Source organism: Bradyrhizobium sp. Ec3.3 (genome assembly GCF_000472925.1).
Taxonomy (GTDB): domain Bacteria; phylum Pseudomonadota; class Alphaproteobacteria; order Rhizobiales; family Xanthobacteraceae; genus Bradyrhizobium.
In genome coordinates this window covers 1-19,377 of sequence record NZ_AXAS01000097.1, presented here as the reverse complement: position 1 = coordinate 19,377, position 19,377 = coordinate 1, and the positions used below count along the sequence as shown (strand labels likewise).

The 19,377-nt window shown below is 57.7% G+C and carries 15 protein-coding genes and 2 pseudogenes; 8 read left to right on the top strand and 9 right to left on the bottom strand.

The features are described 5' to 3' along the window. The first annotated feature begins 327 nt into the window (after positions 1-327). A complete protein-coding gene (locus YUU_RS62015; protein ID WP_156944873.1) occupies positions 328-1,599 on the top strand; it encodes a reverse transcriptase/maturase family protein in 1,272 nt (423 codons plus the stop codon). A 158-nt stretch (positions 1,600-1,757) separates the two neighbouring features. On the opposite strand, the gene YUU_RS57750 is transcribed toward YUU_RS62015, so the two are convergent. After that, positions 1,758-1,940, bottom strand: a complete 183-nt coding sequence (locus tag YUU_RS57750) for a hypothetical protein (protein ID WP_084801912.1) — start codon at positions 1,938-1,940, stop codon at positions 1,758-1,760. 433 nt (positions 1,941-2,373) lie between these two features. On the opposite strand from YUU_RS57750, the gene YUU_RS0143355 reads away from it, so the two are divergent. Then, on the top strand, positions 2,374-3,045 hold the full coding sequence (locus YUU_RS0143355; RefSeq protein WP_035664961.1) for a response regulator transcription factor: 672 nt from the start codon (positions 2,374-2,376) through the stop codon (positions 3,043-3,045). An 87-nt stretch (positions 3,046-3,132) separates the two neighbouring features. After that, positions 3,133-3,519, top strand: coding sequence for a response regulator transcription factor (locus YUU_RS0143350; protein ID WP_027527783.1), 387 nt, complete (start codon positions 3,133-3,135; stop codon positions 3,517-3,519). Between the two features lie 25 nt (positions 3,520-3,544). Here the strand turns inward: YUU_RS0143350 and YUU_RS59675 are convergent, their stop codons facing one another. From YUU_RS59675 to YUU_RS0143330, 3 genes are all read right to left on the bottom strand, one after another. Next, positions 3,545-3,877, bottom strand: coding sequence for a hypothetical protein (locus YUU_RS59675; RefSeq protein WP_156944872.1), 333 nt, complete (start codon positions 3,875-3,877; stop codon positions 3,545-3,547). A gap of 1,370 nt (positions 3,878-5,247) precedes the next feature. Then, positions 5,248-6,279, bottom strand: coding sequence for a LacI family DNA-binding transcriptional regulator (locus YUU_RS0143335; RefSeq protein WP_027527781.1), 1,032 nt, complete (start codon positions 6,277-6,279; stop codon positions 5,248-5,250). Positions 6,280-6,838: 559 nt separating this feature from the next. After that, positions 6,839-7,636, bottom strand: a complete 798-nt coding sequence (locus YUU_RS0143330; protein ID WP_156944871.1) for a hypothetical protein — start codon at positions 7,634-7,636, stop codon at positions 6,839-6,841. A gap of 630 nt (positions 7,637-8,266) precedes the next feature. Here YUU_RS0143330 and YUU_RS0143325 point away from each other — a divergent pair. After that, positions 8,267-8,707 carry a VirK family protein gene (locus tag YUU_RS0143325; protein ID WP_027527779.1) on the top strand — a complete coding sequence of 147 codons (441 nt, stop codon included), beginning with the start codon at positions 8,267-8,269 and terminating at the stop codon, positions 8,705-8,707. 354 nt (positions 8,708-9,061) lie between these two features. Here YUU_RS0143325 and YUU_RS54020 read toward each other — a convergent pair whose 3' ends face one another. Both YUU_RS54020 and YUU_RS0143300 read right to left on the bottom strand, forming a co-directional pair. Then, a complete protein-coding gene (locus tag YUU_RS54020; RefSeq protein WP_084801910.1) occupies positions 9,062-10,450 on the bottom strand; it encodes a methyl-accepting chemotaxis protein in 1,389 nt (462 codons plus the stop codon). A gap of 2,740 nt (positions 10,451-13,190) precedes the next feature. Further along, a complete protein-coding gene (locus tag YUU_RS0143300) occupies positions 13,191-14,129 on the bottom strand; it encodes an MBL fold metallo-hydrolase (RefSeq protein ID WP_084801906.1) in 939 nt (312 codons plus the stop codon). Between the two features lie 119 nt (positions 14,130-14,248). Between YUU_RS0143300 and YUU_RS0143295 the strand changes: the two genes are divergently transcribed. Beyond that, positions 14,249-15,172 carry a LysR family transcriptional regulator gene (locus YUU_RS0143295; RefSeq protein ID WP_027527775.1) on the top strand — a complete coding sequence of 308 codons (924 nt, stop codon included), beginning with the start codon at positions 14,249-14,251 and terminating at the stop codon, positions 15,170-15,172. 284 nt (positions 15,173-15,456) lie between these two features. Here YUU_RS0143295 and YUU_RS54015 read toward each other — a convergent pair. Then, positions 15,457-15,809: pseudogene (locus YUU_RS54015) on the bottom strand (carboxymuconolactone decarboxylase family protein). Between the two features lie 619 nt (positions 15,810-16,428). Between YUU_RS54015 and YUU_RS62540 the strand changes: the two are divergent. From YUU_RS62540 to YUU_RS54005, 3 genes are all read left to right on the top strand, one after another. After that, positions 16,429-16,620: a transposase gene (locus YUU_RS62540; RefSeq protein WP_027527774.1), complete on the top strand. Its 192-nt coding sequence runs from the start codon at positions 16,429-16,431 to the stop codon at positions 16,618-16,620. A 49-nt stretch (positions 16,621-16,669) separates the two neighbouring features. Next, a complete protein-coding gene (locus tag YUU_RS57740) occupies positions 16,670-17,395 on the top strand; it encodes a transposase (RefSeq protein WP_084801902.1) in 726 nt (241 codons plus the stop codon). A gap of 598 nt (positions 17,396-17,993) precedes the next feature. Continuing rightward, a complete protein-coding gene (locus YUU_RS54005; protein ID WP_245288299.1) occupies positions 17,994-18,182 on the top strand; it encodes a hypothetical protein in 189 nt (62 codons plus the stop codon). Between the two features lie 258 nt (positions 18,183-18,440). Here the strand turns inward: YUU_RS54005 and YUU_RS0143265 are convergent, their stop codons facing one another. Continuing rightward, positions 18,441-18,623, bottom strand: a complete 183-nt coding sequence (locus YUU_RS0143265; protein WP_027527773.1) for a hypothetical protein — start codon at positions 18,621-18,623, stop codon at positions 18,441-18,443. A gap of 191 nt (positions 18,624-18,814) precedes the next feature. Beyond that, positions 18,815-19,377: pseudogene (locus YUU_RS54000) on the bottom strand (ABC transporter substrate-binding protein); the annotation flags it as partial.

Sequence of the window (19,377 nt, the reverse complement as noted above, 5' to 3'; positions counted from 1 at the left end):
GCGGTAAATGTTGTGCGATAGGCAGATCTGTCCACGCGGCCGGTACAAGGGCACGGGTACCATCGGGCAGTACAAGCGTCAGATGAAGTTCGCCGCGTCGATGACACCAGCCAAGCACATTAAGCGCAGATCCCTCAAAGGGATGGCGCGACCGAACGATGGTTACCTGATCGGGATAGTCGTCGAGATGATGAGCACGGTGGTGGGTAGTCTGTCGAGTAGTCTTTCGACAACATCGACCACGACATTCTGATTGGGCTTCTAAAGAAGCGGATCGATGACGATAGGTTCATCGCTCTGATCGATGGAATGCTCAAAGCAGGATACATGGAAGATTGGGTCTACGGACGCACTTACAGTGGTACGCCGCAGGGCGGCGTTGTCTCGCCCCTGCTCGCCAACATCTATCTGCACGAGCTGGACCAGCACATGCAGACGATGAAGGCGGACTTCGACAAAGGCCGCGACCGACGTCCATTCCCGCGCTACGCGGCGCTGGAACGGCGCGTCCTCAGTCTCCGCCGGAAAATTGAACGGCTCCGTGCCGACGGCGCGGATCAGGCCGAGATCGACGCTGCATTTGCAGAGATCAAAGCCGCCAACAAGGAGAGACGGAAAGTGCCGTCCGTCGATCCTATGGACCCCAACTTCAAAAGGCTCCGCTACTGCCGCTACGCCGACGACTTCCTCATCGGCGTAATCGGGAGCAAGCGGGAAGCGTGTGAGATCATGGCTCGCGTCGAACAGTTCCTGACGCAGGCCTTGAAGCTCGCCGTATCGCCCGAGAAAAGTGGAGTCCACGCCGCTTCAAAGGGAGTGACCTTCCTCAGCTATCGCATCTCGACATACACATCCTATGGGGCTGGACGCAAATCCAACCGCACGGGGCCGGATGGGCGGACATGGCGCGTGGTACGCCGGCCGACCACCGGCAATGTCAGTTTGCGAGTGCCGCGCAGGGAGGTTACCGCGTTCTGCAAGCGACACGGCTATGGCGATCTCGCCAGAAAGACTGGCCGTCCGCGCGAGCAGTTCTTGGTCACCAGCGATGTCGCAACCGTCCTCGCCTATAACTCAGAGTTCCGTGGTTTTGCGAACTACCATTCGTTTGCCGATGACTTCAAGAGCGCCTTGGGACTGTTGGAGCTTGTTGTGTTCCGCAGCCTTGTGAAGACGCTGGCGATGCGACATCGGACGACGAGAGCGAGAACCATGGCACGTCTGTGGAAGGGTACGGACTACGAAGTCAGCTCCGTGGTCCGTGGTAAACTTCGTAGTATCAAGCTGTGGAGACTGAAGCATCTGACCCAAACCTACTGGACGAGTCCTGTGGTGGACAACGTCACGGCAGGGGCGTGGTGGGTCAAAAGCCCAAATGATCTGGTCGATCGCCTCAACACTCGCAGGTGCGAAGCGTGCGGTGATAGGACCGGACCATTTGAGATGCATCACCTCCGCCGCGTTGGAGACCTGCGAAGCGGATCGCTGACGGTTTGGAAACGGTCCGGTTGGCGGCGCAAGACCATCGTCCTGTGTCCGTCATGCCGTGCAACCGCCTCCAGTCGAGCGCATGCGCGTATGGAAAGCCGTGTGCATTGAAAAGTGCCCGCACGGTTTGGGGGGAGGCGTAGGGATATCCTCGACGAGGTATCCCGCGCCTACCCTACGTAGACGCGACGCGGCTCGGTTTACGAGGGCCCGGTGCGGCCAGCCGCACGCGCAGCAAAAACCGAAAGCGGGAAAGTCAGGCGCGAAAGCTAGACTTCCTCTCTGGACTTTGTCTGAGCATCATAAATTCTGACCTGAAGCCTGGGAAAGCGCTGCTTTAACTCCTTCGCTCCGGCCCAGGCCCCGTCTTTGGTCGCAAATTCAGCTTTCAATCGACCATCCACTTCGAGAGCAAAACCGGAAGCGGGAAGTTTTGGAGCGGCAGCGACCATTTCATTCCTTCAGCACGTTGGACTGATCGATGACGGCTGCTTAACCTGAGTCGGCCGGGCCTCGCCAGCGCCGACGACCGCCATCTTGCACAAGCATGATGCAGCGGGGAATTTCCGCGGGCTTCAGAGTACCGGTCGGGCCCCGCGGAATTCGCGCCCTCCAAACCGTAACCGCTTGCGGCAGAGCAGCAAGACCCTTCGACCGCCCACAACAGGAGCCCAGTCGGGCCTGCATCGTCCTTTTGCCGCAAACGAATCGTCCATATAGTCGAAATATGGGAAGTTTTGCGATCAGGCCTGGCTGCCTACGAAATTGGCGAATTCGGCAGCACAGACTGTTGTGGCCGGCATCAAGGCACTTTCTTTCGATTTCTAACCGGAGATATGGCGTGACATTTAGGATCGTCCCGCGCTTGCAGCCAGAGGATGCATCATGAGCGAGCTCTCGCAAGAGATGCGGTCGCGCACACGTTCTGATGACGCCATCGTCCTGGTCGTCGACGACGACGCTTCGATGCGCGCGGCTCTCACAAATCTGTTCGAATCGGTGGGCCTTCAGGTCGAGGCTTTCGGCTCTGCAGCCGAAATTTTGCAAGCCGACCCGCCAGAGCTGCCGAGTTGCCTCGTGCTCGACATCCGTCTGCCGGGATCGAGCGGCCTCGAGCTCCAGTCCGATCTCGCTAAGGCTAACATCCACACTCCCATCATCTTTATCACAGGTCACGGCGATATTCCCATGACCGTCCAGGCCATGAAGAGCGGTGCGGTCGACTTCCTGACCAAGCCGGTACGCGAGCAGGACTTGCTCGACGCGGTCCAGGCCGCGATCGAACGAGATCGCAGGCGGCGCGACCTCGAGAAAACGGTCTCCGACCTGCGATCCCGCTTCCAAAGCCTAACGCCACGCGAGCGCGATATTCTGCCCCTGGTCACATCTGGCCTGTTGAACAAGCAAGTGGCGGGCGAGCTTGGCCTCGCGGAAATTACGGTCAAGATCTATCGCGGGCAGGTCATGCGCAAAATGCGGGCCAAATCGCTGGCCGACCTGATAAAAATGAGTGAAGCGCTCGGAATCTCCCGTCCGAAGGGGGACGTACAAACCTAAGTATGCTTTTCAATCCTGTGCCACGCCCCCACTTTCCATCGTCGGCCGCAGCCGCGGCAAGCAGTTCCCCGATCATGAGCAGTCATCTTGTCAACGCCACCTGTCATTTCGGTCATCGACGATGATCCATCCGTTCGCGCCGCAACGACCAACCTTCTGACATCGTGCGGATATAGCGTCCAAACCTTTGCCTCCGCCGTTGAATTCCTCCAATCGGCGGAAATGCACGAGGCGTCCTGCGTAATTTCGGACATCCAGATGCCGGCGATGAGCGGACTAGACCTGCTCAGGCACATGCGCGACCTGGGCCATCACATGCCTTTCATCTTGATCACGGCCTTTCCGGACGATGCAGTGCGCGCCCGCGCGATCAACGCCGGCGCAATCGGGTTTCTTGCCAAACCGCTTGTCACGCAAGCCTTGATCAAATGCGTAAAGATTGCTCTGGATGGATCGGACGGTCCAAGCGGATGACGCCTCAGCCGCTGTCCACCACTCATCACTGGTTCCAGTTTATCTTGAAATCAACGGCGTTGTTGATCGAAATCAACGGCGTTGTTGATCGGCCACATTCTGCGATGACCATCCGGTCACGCAGCCATTCATGATGAGCGAGATCGGCAAAAGGTGTTGAGCGCGCGGCCGACCAAAGGGTCTCATGAAACAAGGATCCATGGCGCACGCTCTCAAATCCCACCGGACCTCCACCGAAATCGCAGTATTTTCCGTTGCGGTGCAATGAGTATGCACAAATCATCACCGCGCTCCCCTGAGGATTGTTTATCTCGCCGACGAGGTAATCCTTACGTACGTGACGAATGAGCAACCGCATACGGTTGCCAAGTCTCCCGAGATGCAACGTGGAGGCGCTTCCTCGCCCTGCCGTCAAGGGGCAAGGCGAGGTCAGCGGTACTGCAGTTGCGGCCCTGCTTAGGCCGCAGTGCTGCGCCCGATTTCTTCACATACCCTCCCCGCTCCAGCCGCAACTTTCGCAACCGGCGGCAGGGTCCCAAAACCACCGCTGGTCAAAGAGCCGCGAACTTCTTTTGACGTGGTCTGTTCTTGGCTCGGCATCGGCGCTTTCTCTCCGTAAGCCCAAGATCCTGTCGTGCTGTTCATGTTCAGCTCCTTCAAATCGGCCTCTATTGACCTACTGCGAGAAACAGCAAGGGCCGTGCCAACGCGCCTTACGAGCATTGAGCGCGTCATTGTGCTTCGCATGAGCTCGCGAGGACAATCGCCTGGTGTTTTGGATCTCGCACTTTGTGAAGCGCTGTCAGACTCGGAACAAGGATCGAGAGATGGCAGCCGGATCCTATCTTAAAGCCGGATGCACTATCGACTTTGCACAGACCACGGCAGGCCGAGGTCGAGCGAGTGGGAGAAGGGGCAAGATCGATCGTGGAATGGCTGACTGATGTTCGATCCCCCACTTTCGCTACGTCGAGCCTGTCTACCCGTTTCTCGTTGTCGTCATCTTGCGCGGCTTTCATTTCTGCTCAGACAGACACATAAAAGCTCATAAGGTACAACTTCACGCCGCGTGCGATTCAAGCCTCATCGGGGCCATCCTGGCATGAGATAGCAGCAGGTGCTGCAGCGTCGGGTTGTTTGCTACGTTCAAAACCGCATCACCACCTCCCAGGTGATGCTGGGGCGGACTCGGCGCATCCCCCGATCCAAAGACGTCGGTGCCGCCCCACTCTTTTTTCAGCGACCGATCGGCAGGAAGGGGTGCAGAACCGAGCGGCGGCAGTTGTGTCTCGTCGACTCCCGCATCTGGTCCTCAGAGCGCACGCGCGCGAAACCTTTCGTATATGATGATCAGCATCTCCGTCCGGGGACAGAGTGACTGGTAAAGTCAGATGGAGCTTGGCCACGTGCGGCTTCCTCATCCAAATCCCTTGCGCGGTTATCTCGGCCCGAGACATAAAACTTTGGCACAGGACGTGCAGACCCATTGTTTACCGGGATTTTGCACCACCCTCCCGAGTCCTGAGTAACGCCGTCTGCCGATATTTCAAGCGGGCGGCGTTGCTGTTTCACCAGGCGACCAACCACAGCGCGAGCCCTTCACACATGAGTGTGCCGCCCTTATCAACCATTCCGATGTTGAGGCCTTGCGCGCAATCCATCGCGATTTCCCTTGTTCGCCTCCGCTCATGGATTTCCTCAGCAGCAATTGAGGCAATACCTACTTCATTATGTCCATATGCTTTCCGGCGTAAGGATCTCGAACGGAACGAGTCGCTGCTCGATTGACGGCGTGTCTCGACATTCGACCAAGCGCAGCATCACATCGATCAGCTCCTGCGGCATCTTGTCGAAGGGATGGCATATAGACGCGGTAAACAGTCCTTCGCTCAGGCCCTTGCGTGTCTCAGGTCCTAGGTCGCGGCAGACGATGCGGATTTTCCGCTGTCGTTCGGGAGAAAGCTCGCGCATCGCACCTAAGACGCCGGAAATGCCGCCATCATTGACGAAGATGCCCCTGAGGTCCGGATGTTCGTCGATCAGTTTTCGGATGATTCCACGGGCCTTCCCGGGGTCTTCATGAATCAGCAATGTGTCGCTGACGTCGAAGTCGGGGGCATGCTCGCGCATGTAGGAGCGAAAACTCGCGTCCGAAATATCCTGGCACTGATGGCGGTGGCTGCCGATCAAGGGAAATACCTTGCCTCGCTCGCGGACCATCTGCCTGATGAACCAGGCCGCTGTTCGACCGGCCTTCCAGTTGTCAGTTCCCACAAAGCCTGCGCGGCTCGCGGCGGAGAGGTCGGTGATATAGGCCACGACCGGAACACGTGTGGCCCGCAATTCGTCGATCGCCTGACTGACCAGTGGATGGTCGGCGGTGATGACGGCGACGGCGTCGCTATCCTTCCCAAGGCTCAAGAGGTTGGTGGCGACGGCTTCCGGGGCCAGGTCGTCCTCGAAGAGCACATTCGCCTTGATAACGGTATCGGTGCGCCGGGCTGCAGCAGCGACGATTTGTGCGGCCCACAACTGATAAAGCGGCCGATGCGACTGCTGCATCAGAAAGCCGAGATTCCGGTGCGGCTTCCTGCGCTCGCGCAGCGTGCCCTTCCCGTAAAAGCCGATTCTTTCTGCTGTTTCCACGATGTGCTCGACGGTTTCGGAGCGCACCGTGGCACCACCATGCAGGAGCCGGCTTACCGTCGACGTACTCACGCCGGCTGCCTGCGCCAAGTCGGCGATCGTTGGCCGTTTCATCGCTATCTCCCGGATGTATCATCCGTGAATTGAGATGCCATGACGAAAACATATAGTTTCTCCTTCTGGCATCTCTAAGTTACAGATCAAGCCGCATTCAACGAAGTGCACACGTCTACGCCAGCGGCCTGCATAGTCCGATAAACGAGCCAAAAGGATGTGAGTTGGCACGCTTCCAGCTAAGGGCTGCCCCGCTCGCCATCAGAACGGTGCACGAACATAGCGTGACTCGTGGCCGACAACACTTCGCCCACCTGTCGGTCTGGCGGCTGAAAGAGTGGCCATGCACGATTGACTGCGCGGACAATAGCGGAGCAACCCTTTTAACGGCTGCCGAAACGCCGACCACGCTCAGAGGCGACTTCAAACACTGCAGCTGTGTAGGGACATGTTTATTGAATTCGCCAGTGTGACCGTGCTGTTGCCGGTCGCGCACAAATAGAGCGGCCAGCGTATGGACGCCTGACTTTACGCGCTTGAGCGAAACGCGCTCATCGATGAGCATGAAGGCGCCGCGCTGACCTCGGAAAGGTCGCCACTCCAAAAACTCGTCGACACCTCACCAGCTCTTCTTGAATCCCGCCGTCAAGCTCATGTTGGTCGTGCCTTGCGCGGTTTCCCCGATTGAGCTCGCGATGGTGACACTGTCGAAAAGCTTCTGCTCTGCGCCAAAGATGCGCAGCCATTTATCGTCAGTGGTCGACATGCTCTGGCCGACGAGAAAGCTGGTGCCGGTCCTTCCGATTGTGACTTTGGCCGATTGATGGGTCTCGTAATTGCTTACCTGTCCGCCGATGCCGAAGGGCGACATCTTCCCCTGCTGAAGCACGTTGCAATCGATCTGCAAGGCCAGCGAGTGTACGTTGGGCAGCGGCACCGACCTGATGAGCGAGGCGCCGATCTTGCTGCTCTCCGCGCCCGGATCGACGCGCGCCTCCACCACTGTTTTGTCCCAGATGACGCCTGCGCCGGGCGCGGTCGCAACAACCCAAACGTTGCCGGAGGATTGCGGAACGTTTCCGCCATTAGCGGCCTTCTCCGCCAGCAAATCCGACATCGTGGCGGGCTGGCGCGTCACCGTCATGTCGGCGCCGATCCAAGCGTCCCAGAACGGCAAGATCGACTGCTTGGCGGTGACGGCGGAAGCGCCGTTCGATTGGGTACTGGATGACCAATTCAGACTGTCGGTCGCGGGCGCAGCCTGCGTGGCGTGCGGCGCAACAGCAGTTATAGACGAGACAACGAACGCGGCCGCCCATAGCGCGGGCTTGGCCCAGTCAAGCCCTGACGTGAATTCCGCAGTCCTGCCCGCAGTCGATCCCGCGTCAAGATGCATGGCGAGAAACGGTTTTGTCATTTTGAAGGTCTCATGGCCAGCGTTTTCGCGCGTTGCTTACAACTTGACGCTACGCTCGATTCAAGCCCTTTCGCACATCGCGACGACCGGAGAACAAATTATTGGCCGGTAAGAGCAAGAGACAATAGCTCTGTGCTTCAGACGCAGCTTGCCGTGCAGACTAGAGTTTCTCCGTCCCAACACGGACTGCCGTGACGGCGCATGGCCTTGATTTGGATCGCGCGGCACCGACGTCTACGTGGCCACCTAACCAATAAGCTCGCGAGTCGTCGCCGCATGTCTTGATTGACGACTCGTCTGAAACTCTTCCGCTCACCCTTATAAGTGCCCTGACCAGACCTCTCGACTGTATGAGCCTTCTTTGCATTACGGTTCGTCCTTTCGAAACGCTACAGCCGAACCAAAAGAGCCCGCGGAAGACGCCACAAGTCGTCACACCCATTCCGAAGCCTTACGTACGAGTTTGTGACGTTAGGTTAGCCTTCGCAACCGCTTGCGTGCGTTTGCGCCACATGTTGTTGTCCAAGCGCGACCTGTCTGATGTCTAGAATCCGCCGAGCTGCTTGCGAGAACGACATCGGGAAAGGTGCTGCCTGCCCAACCCGTGGTTGTTTTGGAGGAGAAGAGCATATGCAGTTCAGTGGCAGACGCCTGCCGATCCTGTTGTCCTTGTTTGCGGCTGCGAGCATGAGCACGATCGCCAAGGCCGATGAACCTTCGCCGAAATACGCCGAAGTGCTCAGTGCCCTGCAGGGCGGCAAGGACGTGAAGCTCATACTGGACCTCAGCCGCTGTACCACTGTCGATGGCGGCAAGCCCGGGCCAGCCGTGCAGGGCGGGTTGACTATCAACGCCTTCAGGGTGAGCGACCAGCACGGCATCAGCTTCGCCAATGCGCATCAAACCGTGGACATCTCCGGACACCCGGTTACGGAATACATTCGCCACAGTCTCAGCCGCGAAGGCAAGCTCACGGTGCGGGCCTCCAAGCTGGCAGCCGGGGCAGCCGACGTCGTGAACCAGGGTGATTTTGTCTGCGAACTGCCGGACGGCGCGAAGTTCGTCTGGTAATCCGAAGAAATACTCGCACGATGCGTGGTGCGCTTTTGCCACCGCCGATCAAGGCCGTGTGGACACCTCATGGAGCCAACATGGTAGTTGCGAACGTGCGACGGCCAGTTGGTTTCTGGCCGTCTTCTGGAAGTGGGCCGCCACACAAAGAAATTGGGTCGGCGCGATCACCCGCCGACTGTGAGCTCAGGCCAAGCCCCGCCTCGCACTACCATCAAAATAGTGTTTTCGGCGCATGCAGGGATCCGATGGAGGCCGGTCACACGTGGCCGGCCGTTGTAGATGGACGTTGAGCGATGAGCAGCGAGGAGCGCGCGCGATCTCATGAAACTGACGACCGACGCGTGCACCGCACTACGCTCGTATCTTGATCAGAAAATCGCTCACCTGCCCCTGCAACGAACCGATATTGTTGTTCAACTCTTGGACGTTGTCGACGACTTGGTCAGCCGATGAGCCGGAGGCGCGCGATGCATCATTCAGTCGGTCAATATCTCGGGATGCCTCTCGCATATCAGCACTGATGTGTGTGATGCTCTTTGAGATGTCATTCGTAACAATCGATTGCTGCTCTATCGCCGCCGATATGCTGCCCGAGATCTCGCGCATCTTGTCTGTTATCTCAGCGGTGTCGGCCATCGCGGCAGCCGCCAGTCTCGCCCTTTCCTGAATGGCAAGTATCTGAACATCGACCTCGCTCGTCGCGTTTGCCGCCTGAGCAGCAAGATTCTTCACTTCGCTCGCCACGACTGCAAAGCCTCTGCCCGCTTCGCCAGCTCGCGCGGCCTCGATAGTCGCGTTGAGCGCCAGCAAATTGGTTTGCGATGCTATTCCTTCGATGAGCTGGACGACGCTACTGATCTTTGTCACCGACGCAACGAGCTCACTTAGTGTTGCTTCAGCGTGCACCGTCTTATCGCGGGCAGTTTGCGAAATGTCCGCCGCGGTCGAAACTTGCCTACCGATCTCCGAGATTGAGGCCGAGAATTCTTGGGCAGCTGACGACACGGCATTGGAGTTTTCTTCCGTCTTTTTCACTATCCCGGTCATACCTTCAGTACGAAGACAGACATCGTCTGTGGAGGCCGTAATTGCCAACGAGACTGTTTGCATGTGCCGCATGGAGCCGGCCAAAACATCGACTACCCGCGACACGTCGTTTTCAAAATTCTTAGCTAGGCTCAACCGCTCCTCGCGCATACGGACCAGGTCAGTTATGTCCTGCCAACCACACACGACTATCGGGCGGCCTTCGAATTGAGACACCACAAGACTTGTCCTGACCGGAATGGAAGTCTGGTCCTTACGGCGGAGCCACCACTCGATCGCGATATGGCCTGATTGCATGATGATTTTATTGGTCTCTTCGAACATCTGCGCAACGCTCTTACCGTTCGGCTGCGGATCAACCGAAAGCTCGGCAAGTGCCAGCCCTCGCATTTCTTTCCAATTGGAAAACCCAAGGATGTGAGCTGCAGCATCGTTGCTCAGGACGCACTTGTCGGAGTCGAAAACTGCGATTCCATCCTTGATGGATTCAAAGGCGTTAATGGCCATCACATCGTCCAAGGTCGGTGCTGCGGTCTTCCTTCGCGTCGAAGTCGCGAAGGAAACGGCCAACATTAATCCACCGACAAGCAGCCCGCTCCAGAAGTGAATTGACAACGCATCCGCATTGGCAGCGACGGTTGCTGCCGGGATAGACAACGCCAGCGCGAGATTTGATATTCGATTATGCCACATCGAAGCCCCCAAATGCGGATGAACCCAAGTCAAGTGGCTGTATCGAATCTCGATTAAAACTCTCTTTCAGTGCTGGACGACCTGCCCATCCAGATCTGCCTGCTCCATGCGAACCCTCTCATAACGAAGTCGGAGACGCGAAGCGCTTGGAAGCGATCGAATTGAGGCGCGGCGCACTGTCCGCAGTCGACGCGTTGATAAATCTGGACGAATTTGTCTATTGCTCGTTCGGCGCCACAGGCGGAGATCAACGCCTACGCATCCTTTGCGCGTAGCGCGCATATACCAAAGTATACTCACCTATACGTCGGTATATCGGAGCTATTGAGCGGGCAGCTCCGACGCCGTTCAAAGCGATACGACTCCGCGCGCGCGTCTCCAAGACTCTGCGGTGATGCTCGCACAAAGAAGCAAGTGGCGCGTCGAATAACGCATAGCGTTCCGTCAAGGGTGCCCGCGCGCCATCGCTCGTTCGATCTGCGGGTGAAAATCCTACAGCTGCTCGGATACATCACCCGCGCGCGCCTGAACGAGTGCGAATCATCATCGCCGTCCATCGGCCAGTGCTGCGAACGCCGTCTTCAGCATCGCCACGTCGAGCGACCGCCCCCCGCACCGAGGCCCGGGCGCGCCTGAAGCCGCAAATGATCGCGACTGCTGGTGAGAACATCAAGAGCGACATCACAAAGGCGGTCGCAACCTACGTAACGGAGTTAGACGGGCTCCCCGAACAGCATTGGGTCGCAATGGACTGTGGCCCCAAACCGAGCGAGCGGATATAGCGCGACTGCGGTCCGCCGAACTTCAACACGGTGTCCGGCCATTCGAAATGCGTACCGACCCGCTCTATTTATTTGAGCGACGGCCTCATTGACCAAACCGGTCTGGCGTTGCTGGAACACGGTCCGAATTGGGTTCGGTAGTTACGCACGATCGCAACCTCGCCCGCCCTTCGGGGAGGTGGTCGGTTCTTTCGGAAATGAAAAGGTGAGCGGGAAGGTTTTGGCAAAAAGAGAATGGAGCGCGGCCTGCTCCTCTGCAAGGCGTCTTTCGATGAACTCACGTTCTACGTCCGACAGTCTTGTTTCTAGCACTCGTCGACACCGGTGTATGTTGTTGCGATGAGCCCGAATTCGAGCCAGGTCTTCATCGAGCATCGTTGTCACTCCTGAAGACCCATGTCCTCTTTGATTTCGAGCAGCAGCAAGAGATCTTGCAGCGAAACGCTTTGGCCTGTTTAGAGCGCACGCCGCATCGGAGAAACGTCCGGCAGCCAGCATACATTTCGCTCACTTCCCGAACTCGTTTCTCCATTTCAAAGTCGTGCTTCACCAAGGGCGCGGTGGGCCGGATCCCGCTCGCCGGGCTAGGCCCAATACATAGACGATGCCTGGTATTGATTATTGCGACGGCTTGCCGAATGGCGCCTTAATCCTGCATCTCAGCGCTTTTTTTGACTTATTTCATCATACCGGCATATACTTGCGCTGGCGCCAGACCGATCTCCGCACCCAATAGGTGGTCGTGAAGCCAATGCTCGAAAGCCGAGTCGTCACGCCGACGTTCGGCGATACACTGCTCCCGCAACCGCGAATGTTCGAAACATGCGGCGAGCAGTCACGCGTATCGTGAAAGCCGCGCTGCGGATCCACGCACATGTCGATCAGAAGCACTCCAGCAAACGTTGACGTCTTTCGACTTAGGCGGCATTGGCCAGGCTCCTGCACGAGCTGCCGTTCCACCGTCCCACGGACGCCATTCCGAGCGCCTTCACATAAAGGTCACCGTCGGTGTGTTCCACCGAAAGACTTTCGTTCAAGCTCCCGTCACTCGCTTGAGCATTGTAGGAAAACGAAATGCCACGTCCGAACATCCCACACAACGAAATCTTACAACGCGCGAGCGGCTTCCCGTTGCCCTGGCTGAAGTTCACTACTCAGCGGCCGCTGAATCGCACTGTCCGTGCGCTCTGGACGCCAGGGCGAAAGCCCACTCACCTATTGCCGATCGAGCGGAAAGACTGCGCGTGACAGCCCCGCTACGCTGATTATCGTCATTGCTGCGGCGCCTAACATTGCACCTCCTGTTTTGCCCATGACCACACGGTTGAGGGTATTCGCAATAGTGTCATGGCAGGAGCTTTCCTTGCGTTCGCCGGCTGCAACGCTATCTTGGGGCCCCTGAATAGGCTATCTCGCTTGCATCTTTGGATTTGCCTCTTCATTCATTCGGTACCGGCCTTTGGTTCGAGCGCGCTTTCATCGAACGGGCTCATTGCGAGGAGACTCGTCTGCACGGAGCGGGGCGTGGCGTGGCGTGCAACATGGTACAACGTTTCAGCCTGAGCGCTCTGCTCGGCTAGTTCGGTTGAGTGCAGAATGCTTAGGAACAGGTCTCGGCCATGGAGCAAAGGAGAGGAAAAACGCCTTCTCGATCTCGCTTCGAACAATGAAACCCCAAAGCGGATTTCAATCCTGCTCGAGAGAAGCGAGAACGCCGTCGCTCGGCGGCTCAGGAAATTGCGACCGAGTCCCCCAAAATCCCAGCCGTCCTCCTGAGCGTGGGGCAATGCGCGGGAGCAAAGCTCCGCGCCGGCGGCCACTGAGCAGCTCAGCTGGCGCTGGGCTTGCCCCACACTAATTTCCTCGAGCGCATCCGACCTAGCGCTTCTAATAGATGTGCGGTAGGTCCTAGCATTCATGAATACCATTGCACTGAGAGTTCTGATCCAGGCTCAGACTCAGGGCTGATGCCCCAATTTCACGATCATCTTCGGGTGGCGTTCACTCAAGGCCTTCAACGCGAGCAAATTCTTCCGTTCGCTTTCCCGGTTGTCAGTGTAGGTCCCAGGCTCGACGTCATTCTCCCAACCCCAACGCGTGTGGGCAGTGTCGCCCGTCAGGAGCACCGGACCTGTTGGTGTGCGGGCGAGATAGGAGACATGGCCCGGAGTATGTCCCGGGGTCTGGATCGCAAAAAACGAACCGTCACCGAAAACATCGATCACCCCTTCGAATTTTCCATCCGGGTCTTTCGAGAACTGGAACTCCCGGAGTGCGGGCCTTCCTTCAAGGAGGCTATCCTCCGTCCCCTGAACGGCCATGTGCACAAGACTCGAATACTCAGGCTCACCATGGCCCGTGTAAATCGGAACGTCCTTTGGAACGTCCGGCATCCCGGAGATATGATCGAGATGGAGATGGGTCATGAACACGCCCTTGAGAGGAACGCCTTCCGATTTGATGACCGACAACGTGTCTTGCCGGACCTCCATCCTTTGGATCTTCGCAAATTTTCTCAGCACCCATCCGACCCCGACGCTCGCGGGATCCTCCACCAGCCGCTTTGAAACACCGGTATCGACCAGAAAAAATCCCTGCGTCGGATGTCGCACGACATGTGTATAGATCTTGATCGGCTCCTCGTGATCCTTGAGACCGGCCTGAACAGCTTTCGGATCGTTCAGATTGAGCAGTCCCGAAAGATCGGCAATCCAATCCGCGCCGACGACCGTCTTGAGCTCAATTGGTCCCGGCCGATCGATCAAGGCTTCCATGGCCGCCGAGCTGATCGGCTTGCCGAGATCGGCGGGCTTCCCCGGATGCGAGGTCTGCGTGCATGCGGAAAGCGCGGCGATGGTAAGGGCGCCAATGCAAAAGAGTCCTGATTTGCGGAGCATGATTGTTTTCCTCATTTCTGGCGCCCCTTTCGCTCTGGACAGCCAGAATAGCAATCGCCTAACTTCCTATGTTGCCATACATAAATGGATGGCCCGCGGATCAGCCTCAGGAGTGATAGGTGGAACTACAGTGGGATGACCTCCGGATTTTTCTCGCCGTTTGCGACGCTGGGAGCCTGAGCGGCGCCGCGCGACGCCTCAGGGTGAGTCAACCCACTTTGAGCCGGAGGATTGCGGAGATGGAGTACGGGCTCGGCGAGCCGCTTTTCGTTCGCAAGAACCTGGGCATCTCCTTGACGAAAGCCGGACAAAGGCTCCTTCCCGCGGTTCAAGGAATGGCGCAATGGGCGACGGAAGCCAATCGCTCACTTGACGCTAAGACCTCGTCCGTGAGCGGCCGCGTGCGCATCGCGGCGATACCATCGTTCGCCTTCGATTTCCTGGCTCCGATCGCGGAAAAGCTCAAGCGAAAGCATCCACAGATCACTCTCGAGGTTCTGGCCAGCACACAACGCCTGAATCTTTCGCTCGGCGAGGCGGACATCGCGCTCAGGAGATACCCGTCCGATGATCCTGATCTGATCACAGTCGATGAAGTCATCGTTCCGATCGGCGCCTACGTGAGCAGGGACTACGCACGGAGACTGCCCGCGAAATACGGTTTTCGCGACCTCGACTGGATCGCATGGGCAGGAGAGCGTGAGATGACGAGCCCGAATCCGGAGCTCGCGGCCAGGATCCCGGACTTTCGTCCCGCTTTCACGTCTGACGATTACAGCGTGCAGGTCGCCGCCTGCCAGGCCGGCGTCGGCGCGATGGTCCTGCTGAAGACGTCCCATCGGCTCAAGCGACCGGGCGAGCTCGTGGAGCTCAAGCTCGAGCTTCCAGCCTCGCTCCGCGCAGAACTCACGATCATCTGCCACAAACGTATGGCAGATCTCCCCAAGGTTAGAACCGTTCTGGACCTGCTTAGGCAGGAATTCGCAGATCTGAGGAAGACCCAAGGCGCGAGCAAACTTCGAATAGCGATGCCAACGAACTGAGGCAGGTAAGAGATAAAGGACGCCTCGGCCAAACATTCGAGCGCGAGAAGCTCAAGAGTGTTAAAGTTCGTCGGGAATACAGACACCTTCGCATCCTTGGTCTCCCATGCACGGCTACAGGGCCGGAAAACACCACGCGGTCTTCGCTCTGCCTGAGAATCGCCAATGGTTAGCTTACTGGATGGGTCTGGTTACGCGGCCTGAATGCTGGCTAAGACAGCGCCCGGTCGGATGGCCTCCAACCGGGCGACAATTCAACTAGTCAGGGAAGAACGTGCCGTTGTCTATGCAGCAGCGTTCGTACCGGACATCTGATCGAAGCAGTCCAGGGTACGAGCTGTATAGACTAGCGCCGCGCCTGCATTCATCGCAATCGCGACGCCCAGCGCCTCGGCAATCTCAGCCTTCGACACGCCATGCTTCATCGCAGCCTCAACGTGGCTGGCGACGCAGCCATCACAGCGGGTAGCGACCGCAACCGCAAGTGAGATCAACTCTCGCATCTTCGCGTCGAGATGCTGCGCTTTATCGCCGGATTGGCCAGAACTAGATATCCTTTGACCGTTTCCGGCGCGAGCTTGGACAAGTCGCCAACCCGCGACTTCACGGTAGCGCGATACTTTAGCCAGTCCAACATGCATTCTCCCCTTCTCTTCAGCTTTTCAGAACATCGTCAAATCATATGAGACGAAGCTGTCAACAAACGCGTCAAAGTTCGCGCGCTCGATCCTCGTGCAAGTACTATCCGTGCGTTTCCCCTCCGGCCATCTCGTCGCGGCACACCGCGACACGCTTGAAAGCCATAGCCTCAGTGCAGAATCTGACTGAGAAACAGTTTGGTGCGATTGTGTTGTGGGTTGCGAAAGCTGCTTAGGCCAGACCTGCTATAAAGCCAATTGTCTTGACCGTGCGCATCAACGCGATCCCCGCGTTGTAATGGATTGTGTGACGCACGTTGACCAGACACAGCTGCCCATCGGACAACCGATCCGCGAAAGGCACGCGCATGGCTTGGGAAATATGGTCGCTGCGTATCCCAGACCGCACCTCGTTTGGTTTGGGGGTCTTGCCTTCTTCTATTTCCTGACCACCAGCATCACGTGATTTTTTGAATCAAGCAAACGAGATATATTCACTGGGCGTTCAATTTGTTGAAGTGAAATCCGCCGTCGTGCCCGAACGCTTCCGTTTTGATATCAGTGCTCGAGAGCAGTTCGTAGGGCGATGGCTTCATCTTTGCGCGTGCATCACAGTCATTGGATCGATACTCGATTGGGCTCGCCGAGACGTTCTCGCTCTCGAACCATCATGCGAGCTTGCCGGTGGCCTATCGGCTCTATCTACCAAGGGAGAGGGTGACGGACCGTGTACGTCGGCGCAAAGCCGGAGTTCCCAAGGACATCACCTTCAAGACGAAGCCGGCAATTGCACTTGATCATTTGCGCTGAGCCTGTGCGGCGGGCTTGCCGCACGGCGTGGTCCTGATGGACGCAGGCTATTGGCACCGACACCGCTCTGCGTGGGAGTACTACCGAGCTGGGCCTGATCTATGTGGCCGGCATCTTACCACAAACCTCGGTATGGGTGCCTGGAACCGGACGGCGGCCACCGAAGAAGTGGACGGAGAACGGAGGACCTCCAAAACTGCTAAGGCGCGATAGCAAACACCGACCGATTTCGGTCAAGAAGCTTGCGATCAGTCTGCCAGTACATGCCTGGCACAAGATCACGTGGCGTGAGGCTACGGCAGAACAGTTGTCTACGCATTTTCCCCGTGTGCGCGTCCGTCCGGCACATCGAGATTACTGGCTCGCCGAAAGCCGGCCTGAGGAATGGCTCCTGGTTGAATGGCCAGAGGGCGCGACCGCACCGACCAAATATTGGTTTTCAACGATTCCGGCCAGCATTGGATTTCGTCAGCTGGTCGATATCGCCAAACTGCGCTGGCGCATTGAGGCGCGACTAACACGAATTCAAACAGGAGGTCGGCCTTGGCCACTTCGAGGGGCGGGGTTGGCGCGGCTTCCACCATCACGCAACGCTGTGCATCGCCGCTTATGGATCCCTGGTCTCGGAGCGAGAAACGATTTCCTCCTCAGCAACAGCCTCCACCAAAATCTTCAAGGAAGCTACGATTCCCGAAAATTATCGGCCGAGGGGATCTGCCATTGCGGCCTGAACGGCACGTTCCAAATTCGATTGCGACCGCCCGACGAAGATTGAGCGCAGCCTCGTCGCGACACTATCTCGATGCCCTTGTTGCATCAGAGCAATCTCAAGTCAAAGTAGCCACCGAAATTTATGGCGCAGTAAGACTAAGGACTTTCCAAGTGTACCACAGCCAAGCGTGGGTTTTAGGTTCACAACGAGCGGCGTTGTGTGAATGCCAACCATTCCTAGTAGGTGCGGCGACCGTCGGGATCTAGCATGCTCAGTCGCCATCAAGCGAACGGACGTATGGATTAAATTGCACTCGTTGTTGGATGATTGAAAATGTCGGACATGAGGCAACGGCTTAGAGTCGCAATATTCAAGAAGGTTGGGGCTTGACAGAGCAGGTGCGGACCAACAGGAAATCGAAGTCCCGACACGATGAATTTTTGGAATGACACACACCGGCACATCTTTGCCGGTGCTGCTGCATTTGAAAATCAAGCGCGCGATGTAGACATCGCCGATCTCTGTCTGGCAGGCCGAACCAACCTTATAGAGAGTGTTGAAGAAGCACGTGGCCTTCTAAAGGCCGCATTCTCTGTGGTAGGGCAGTACTTGAAAGTGCGCAGCGTATGGCTGCGCAACTTGAGACGAGAGGAGGATTCCGATGTTCGAGGCTAAAGACTATCGCGTGTGTTGCCACCACTTTGTCACTCCAACCGACCGCGCCGTCTACCCGGCGCAGGAGCCCTTACTAACCTACCCTGAGGCCCTCCGGCACGTGCAGGCTGAGCAGGCCAAGGGCTACATGGTGGCCTGGGTCATCGACCGCGCCGGAGCAGGCGCCACCAAATGAGATTGGTGATTCGAACGCGAAGCGTTCCCACTGAGCGATGGTATGCATGGGGCTGTTAGGACTTAGTCCGCGGCAGCATCAGCTATGACCGAGCTGGCTGGCGCATTTCGAGGGGCCTGCAGGGCCACCATGCCCGCACGGTGGCCCGGGTATTACTGATCAACAAGACGACCATTGAAGGGTTTACGTCCGTTGATGAAGTTGACAAGGCTTTCGTCGACGTGCTTTCGGAGCCGACAGACGTTGGCTTTGTCCAGGTCAAGGAACGAGACGAAAGGGACAGATACGAGTCAAATTTCCGCCGACATGCCGCTGCCGTCGAACGAGCAGCGGCATGATTGTGCCGAGAAGCTGCACAAGCGCATACTGCAGGAGCCGCTGCCGGAGGTCGCGGCCGTCACCGAGATCGAGGCGATGCACGCGGTCGATCTGCCGCAGCATTCGCCGCGAGCCGTTGCCGGTCAGAAATGGCGGCTGTTGCGAACGAAAACGGAGTCGATCAATGGCTTCTTGCTACCGGAAAGGAGTGCAAGGCGATGCTTGAGGCGCCGACAATGCGTATTTTGCTCCGCGATCTCGTTGATCTCCTTCCGGGCTCGCCCTCCGGGCGCCCGGAATGACGAACAAAACAATCAATCCGCCTTCACATATTCCTTCGCGATGATCGCATCCGCATCAAAGCCCTTGTCGGCGAAGCCCTGCGCTTGTAGCCACTTGATCTGGTTGTCGACGTTCTTCACGTCCAGCTTGCCGTCCGGTTCGATATAAGCGCAATTGCCGACCACCTGCTCGACCGGCAGGTTGGTGTACTTTGCGATGATCTCGAGCAGCGGTTTAGTCTGCTCATTGATCGGCACGGTGCCGTCCTTCATCGCGGTCAAAATGACGTCGTGATATTCGCGATCGGCTTTTGCCAACGCACCGAGCAGCTTCGTCACCAGCACCTTGTTGGCGAGCGTCTTGGGCGAGGCGAAGACGGCGCCGAGCTGCCAGGGCGTCTCGTCGCCGACCCAACCCAGGAATTTCGCGCCGCCNTCGTCCATCAGCTTTCGCGCGGTGGAGATGGGAAGCAGCGCGGCGTCGACGGTCTCGCCCTTCAGCGCAGCCGCCGCATTCGACAGCGACTGCAGCGGCACGATCTTCACGTCTGATAGCTTGAAGCCATATTTGTCCGCGAGCAGGCCGAGCGAATAGT

What these genes read in the sequence shown, in the direction of transcription:
- YUU_RS54005 (WP_245288299.1), top strand. Translation starts at nt 17,994, where the DNA reads ATGTTCGAGGCTAAAGACTATCGCGTGTGTTGCCACCACTTTGTCACT.
- YUU_RS0143325 (WP_027527779.1), top strand. Translation starts at nt 8,267, where the DNA reads ATGCAGTTCAGTGGCAGACGCCTGCCGATCCTGTTGTCCTTGTTTGCG.
- YUU_RS62015 (WP_156944873.1), top strand. Translation starts at nt 328, where the DNA reads ATGGAAGATTGGGTCTACGGACGCACTTACAGTGGTACGCCGCAGGGC.
- YUU_RS0143300 (WP_084801906.1), bottom strand. Translation starts at nt 14,129, where the DNA reads ATGCTCCGCAAATCAGGACTCTTTTGCATTGGCGCCCTTACCATCGCC.
- YUU_RS0143335 (WP_027527781.1), bottom strand. Translation starts at nt 6,279, where the DNA reads ATGAAACGGCCAACGATCGCCGACTTGGCGCAGGCAGCCGGCGTGAGT.
- YUU_RS0143265 (WP_027527773.1), bottom strand. Translation starts at nt 18,623, where the DNA reads ATGCTGCGGCAGATCGACCGCGTGCATCGCCTCGATCTCGGTGACGGC.
- YUU_RS59675 (WP_156944872.1), bottom strand. Translation starts at nt 3,877, where the DNA reads ATGCGGTTGCTCATTCGTCACGTACGTAAGGATTACCTCGTCGGCGAG.
- YUU_RS57750 (WP_084801912.1), bottom strand. Translation starts at nt 1,940, where the DNA reads ATGGTCGCTGCCGCTCCAAAACTTCCCGCTTCCGGTTTTGCTCTCGAA.
- YUU_RS54020 (WP_084801910.1), bottom strand. Translation starts at nt 10,450, where the DNA reads ATGTGGCATAATCGAATATCAAATCTCGCGCTGGCGTTGTCTATCCCG.
- YUU_RS0143330 (WP_156944871.1), bottom strand. Translation starts at nt 7,636, where the DNA reads ATGACAAAACCGTTTCTCGCCATGCATCTTGACGCGGGATCGACTGCG.
- YUU_RS0143355 (WP_035664961.1), top strand. Translation starts at nt 2,374, where the DNA reads ATGAGCGAGCTCTCGCAAGAGATGCGGTCGCGCACACGTTCTGATGAC.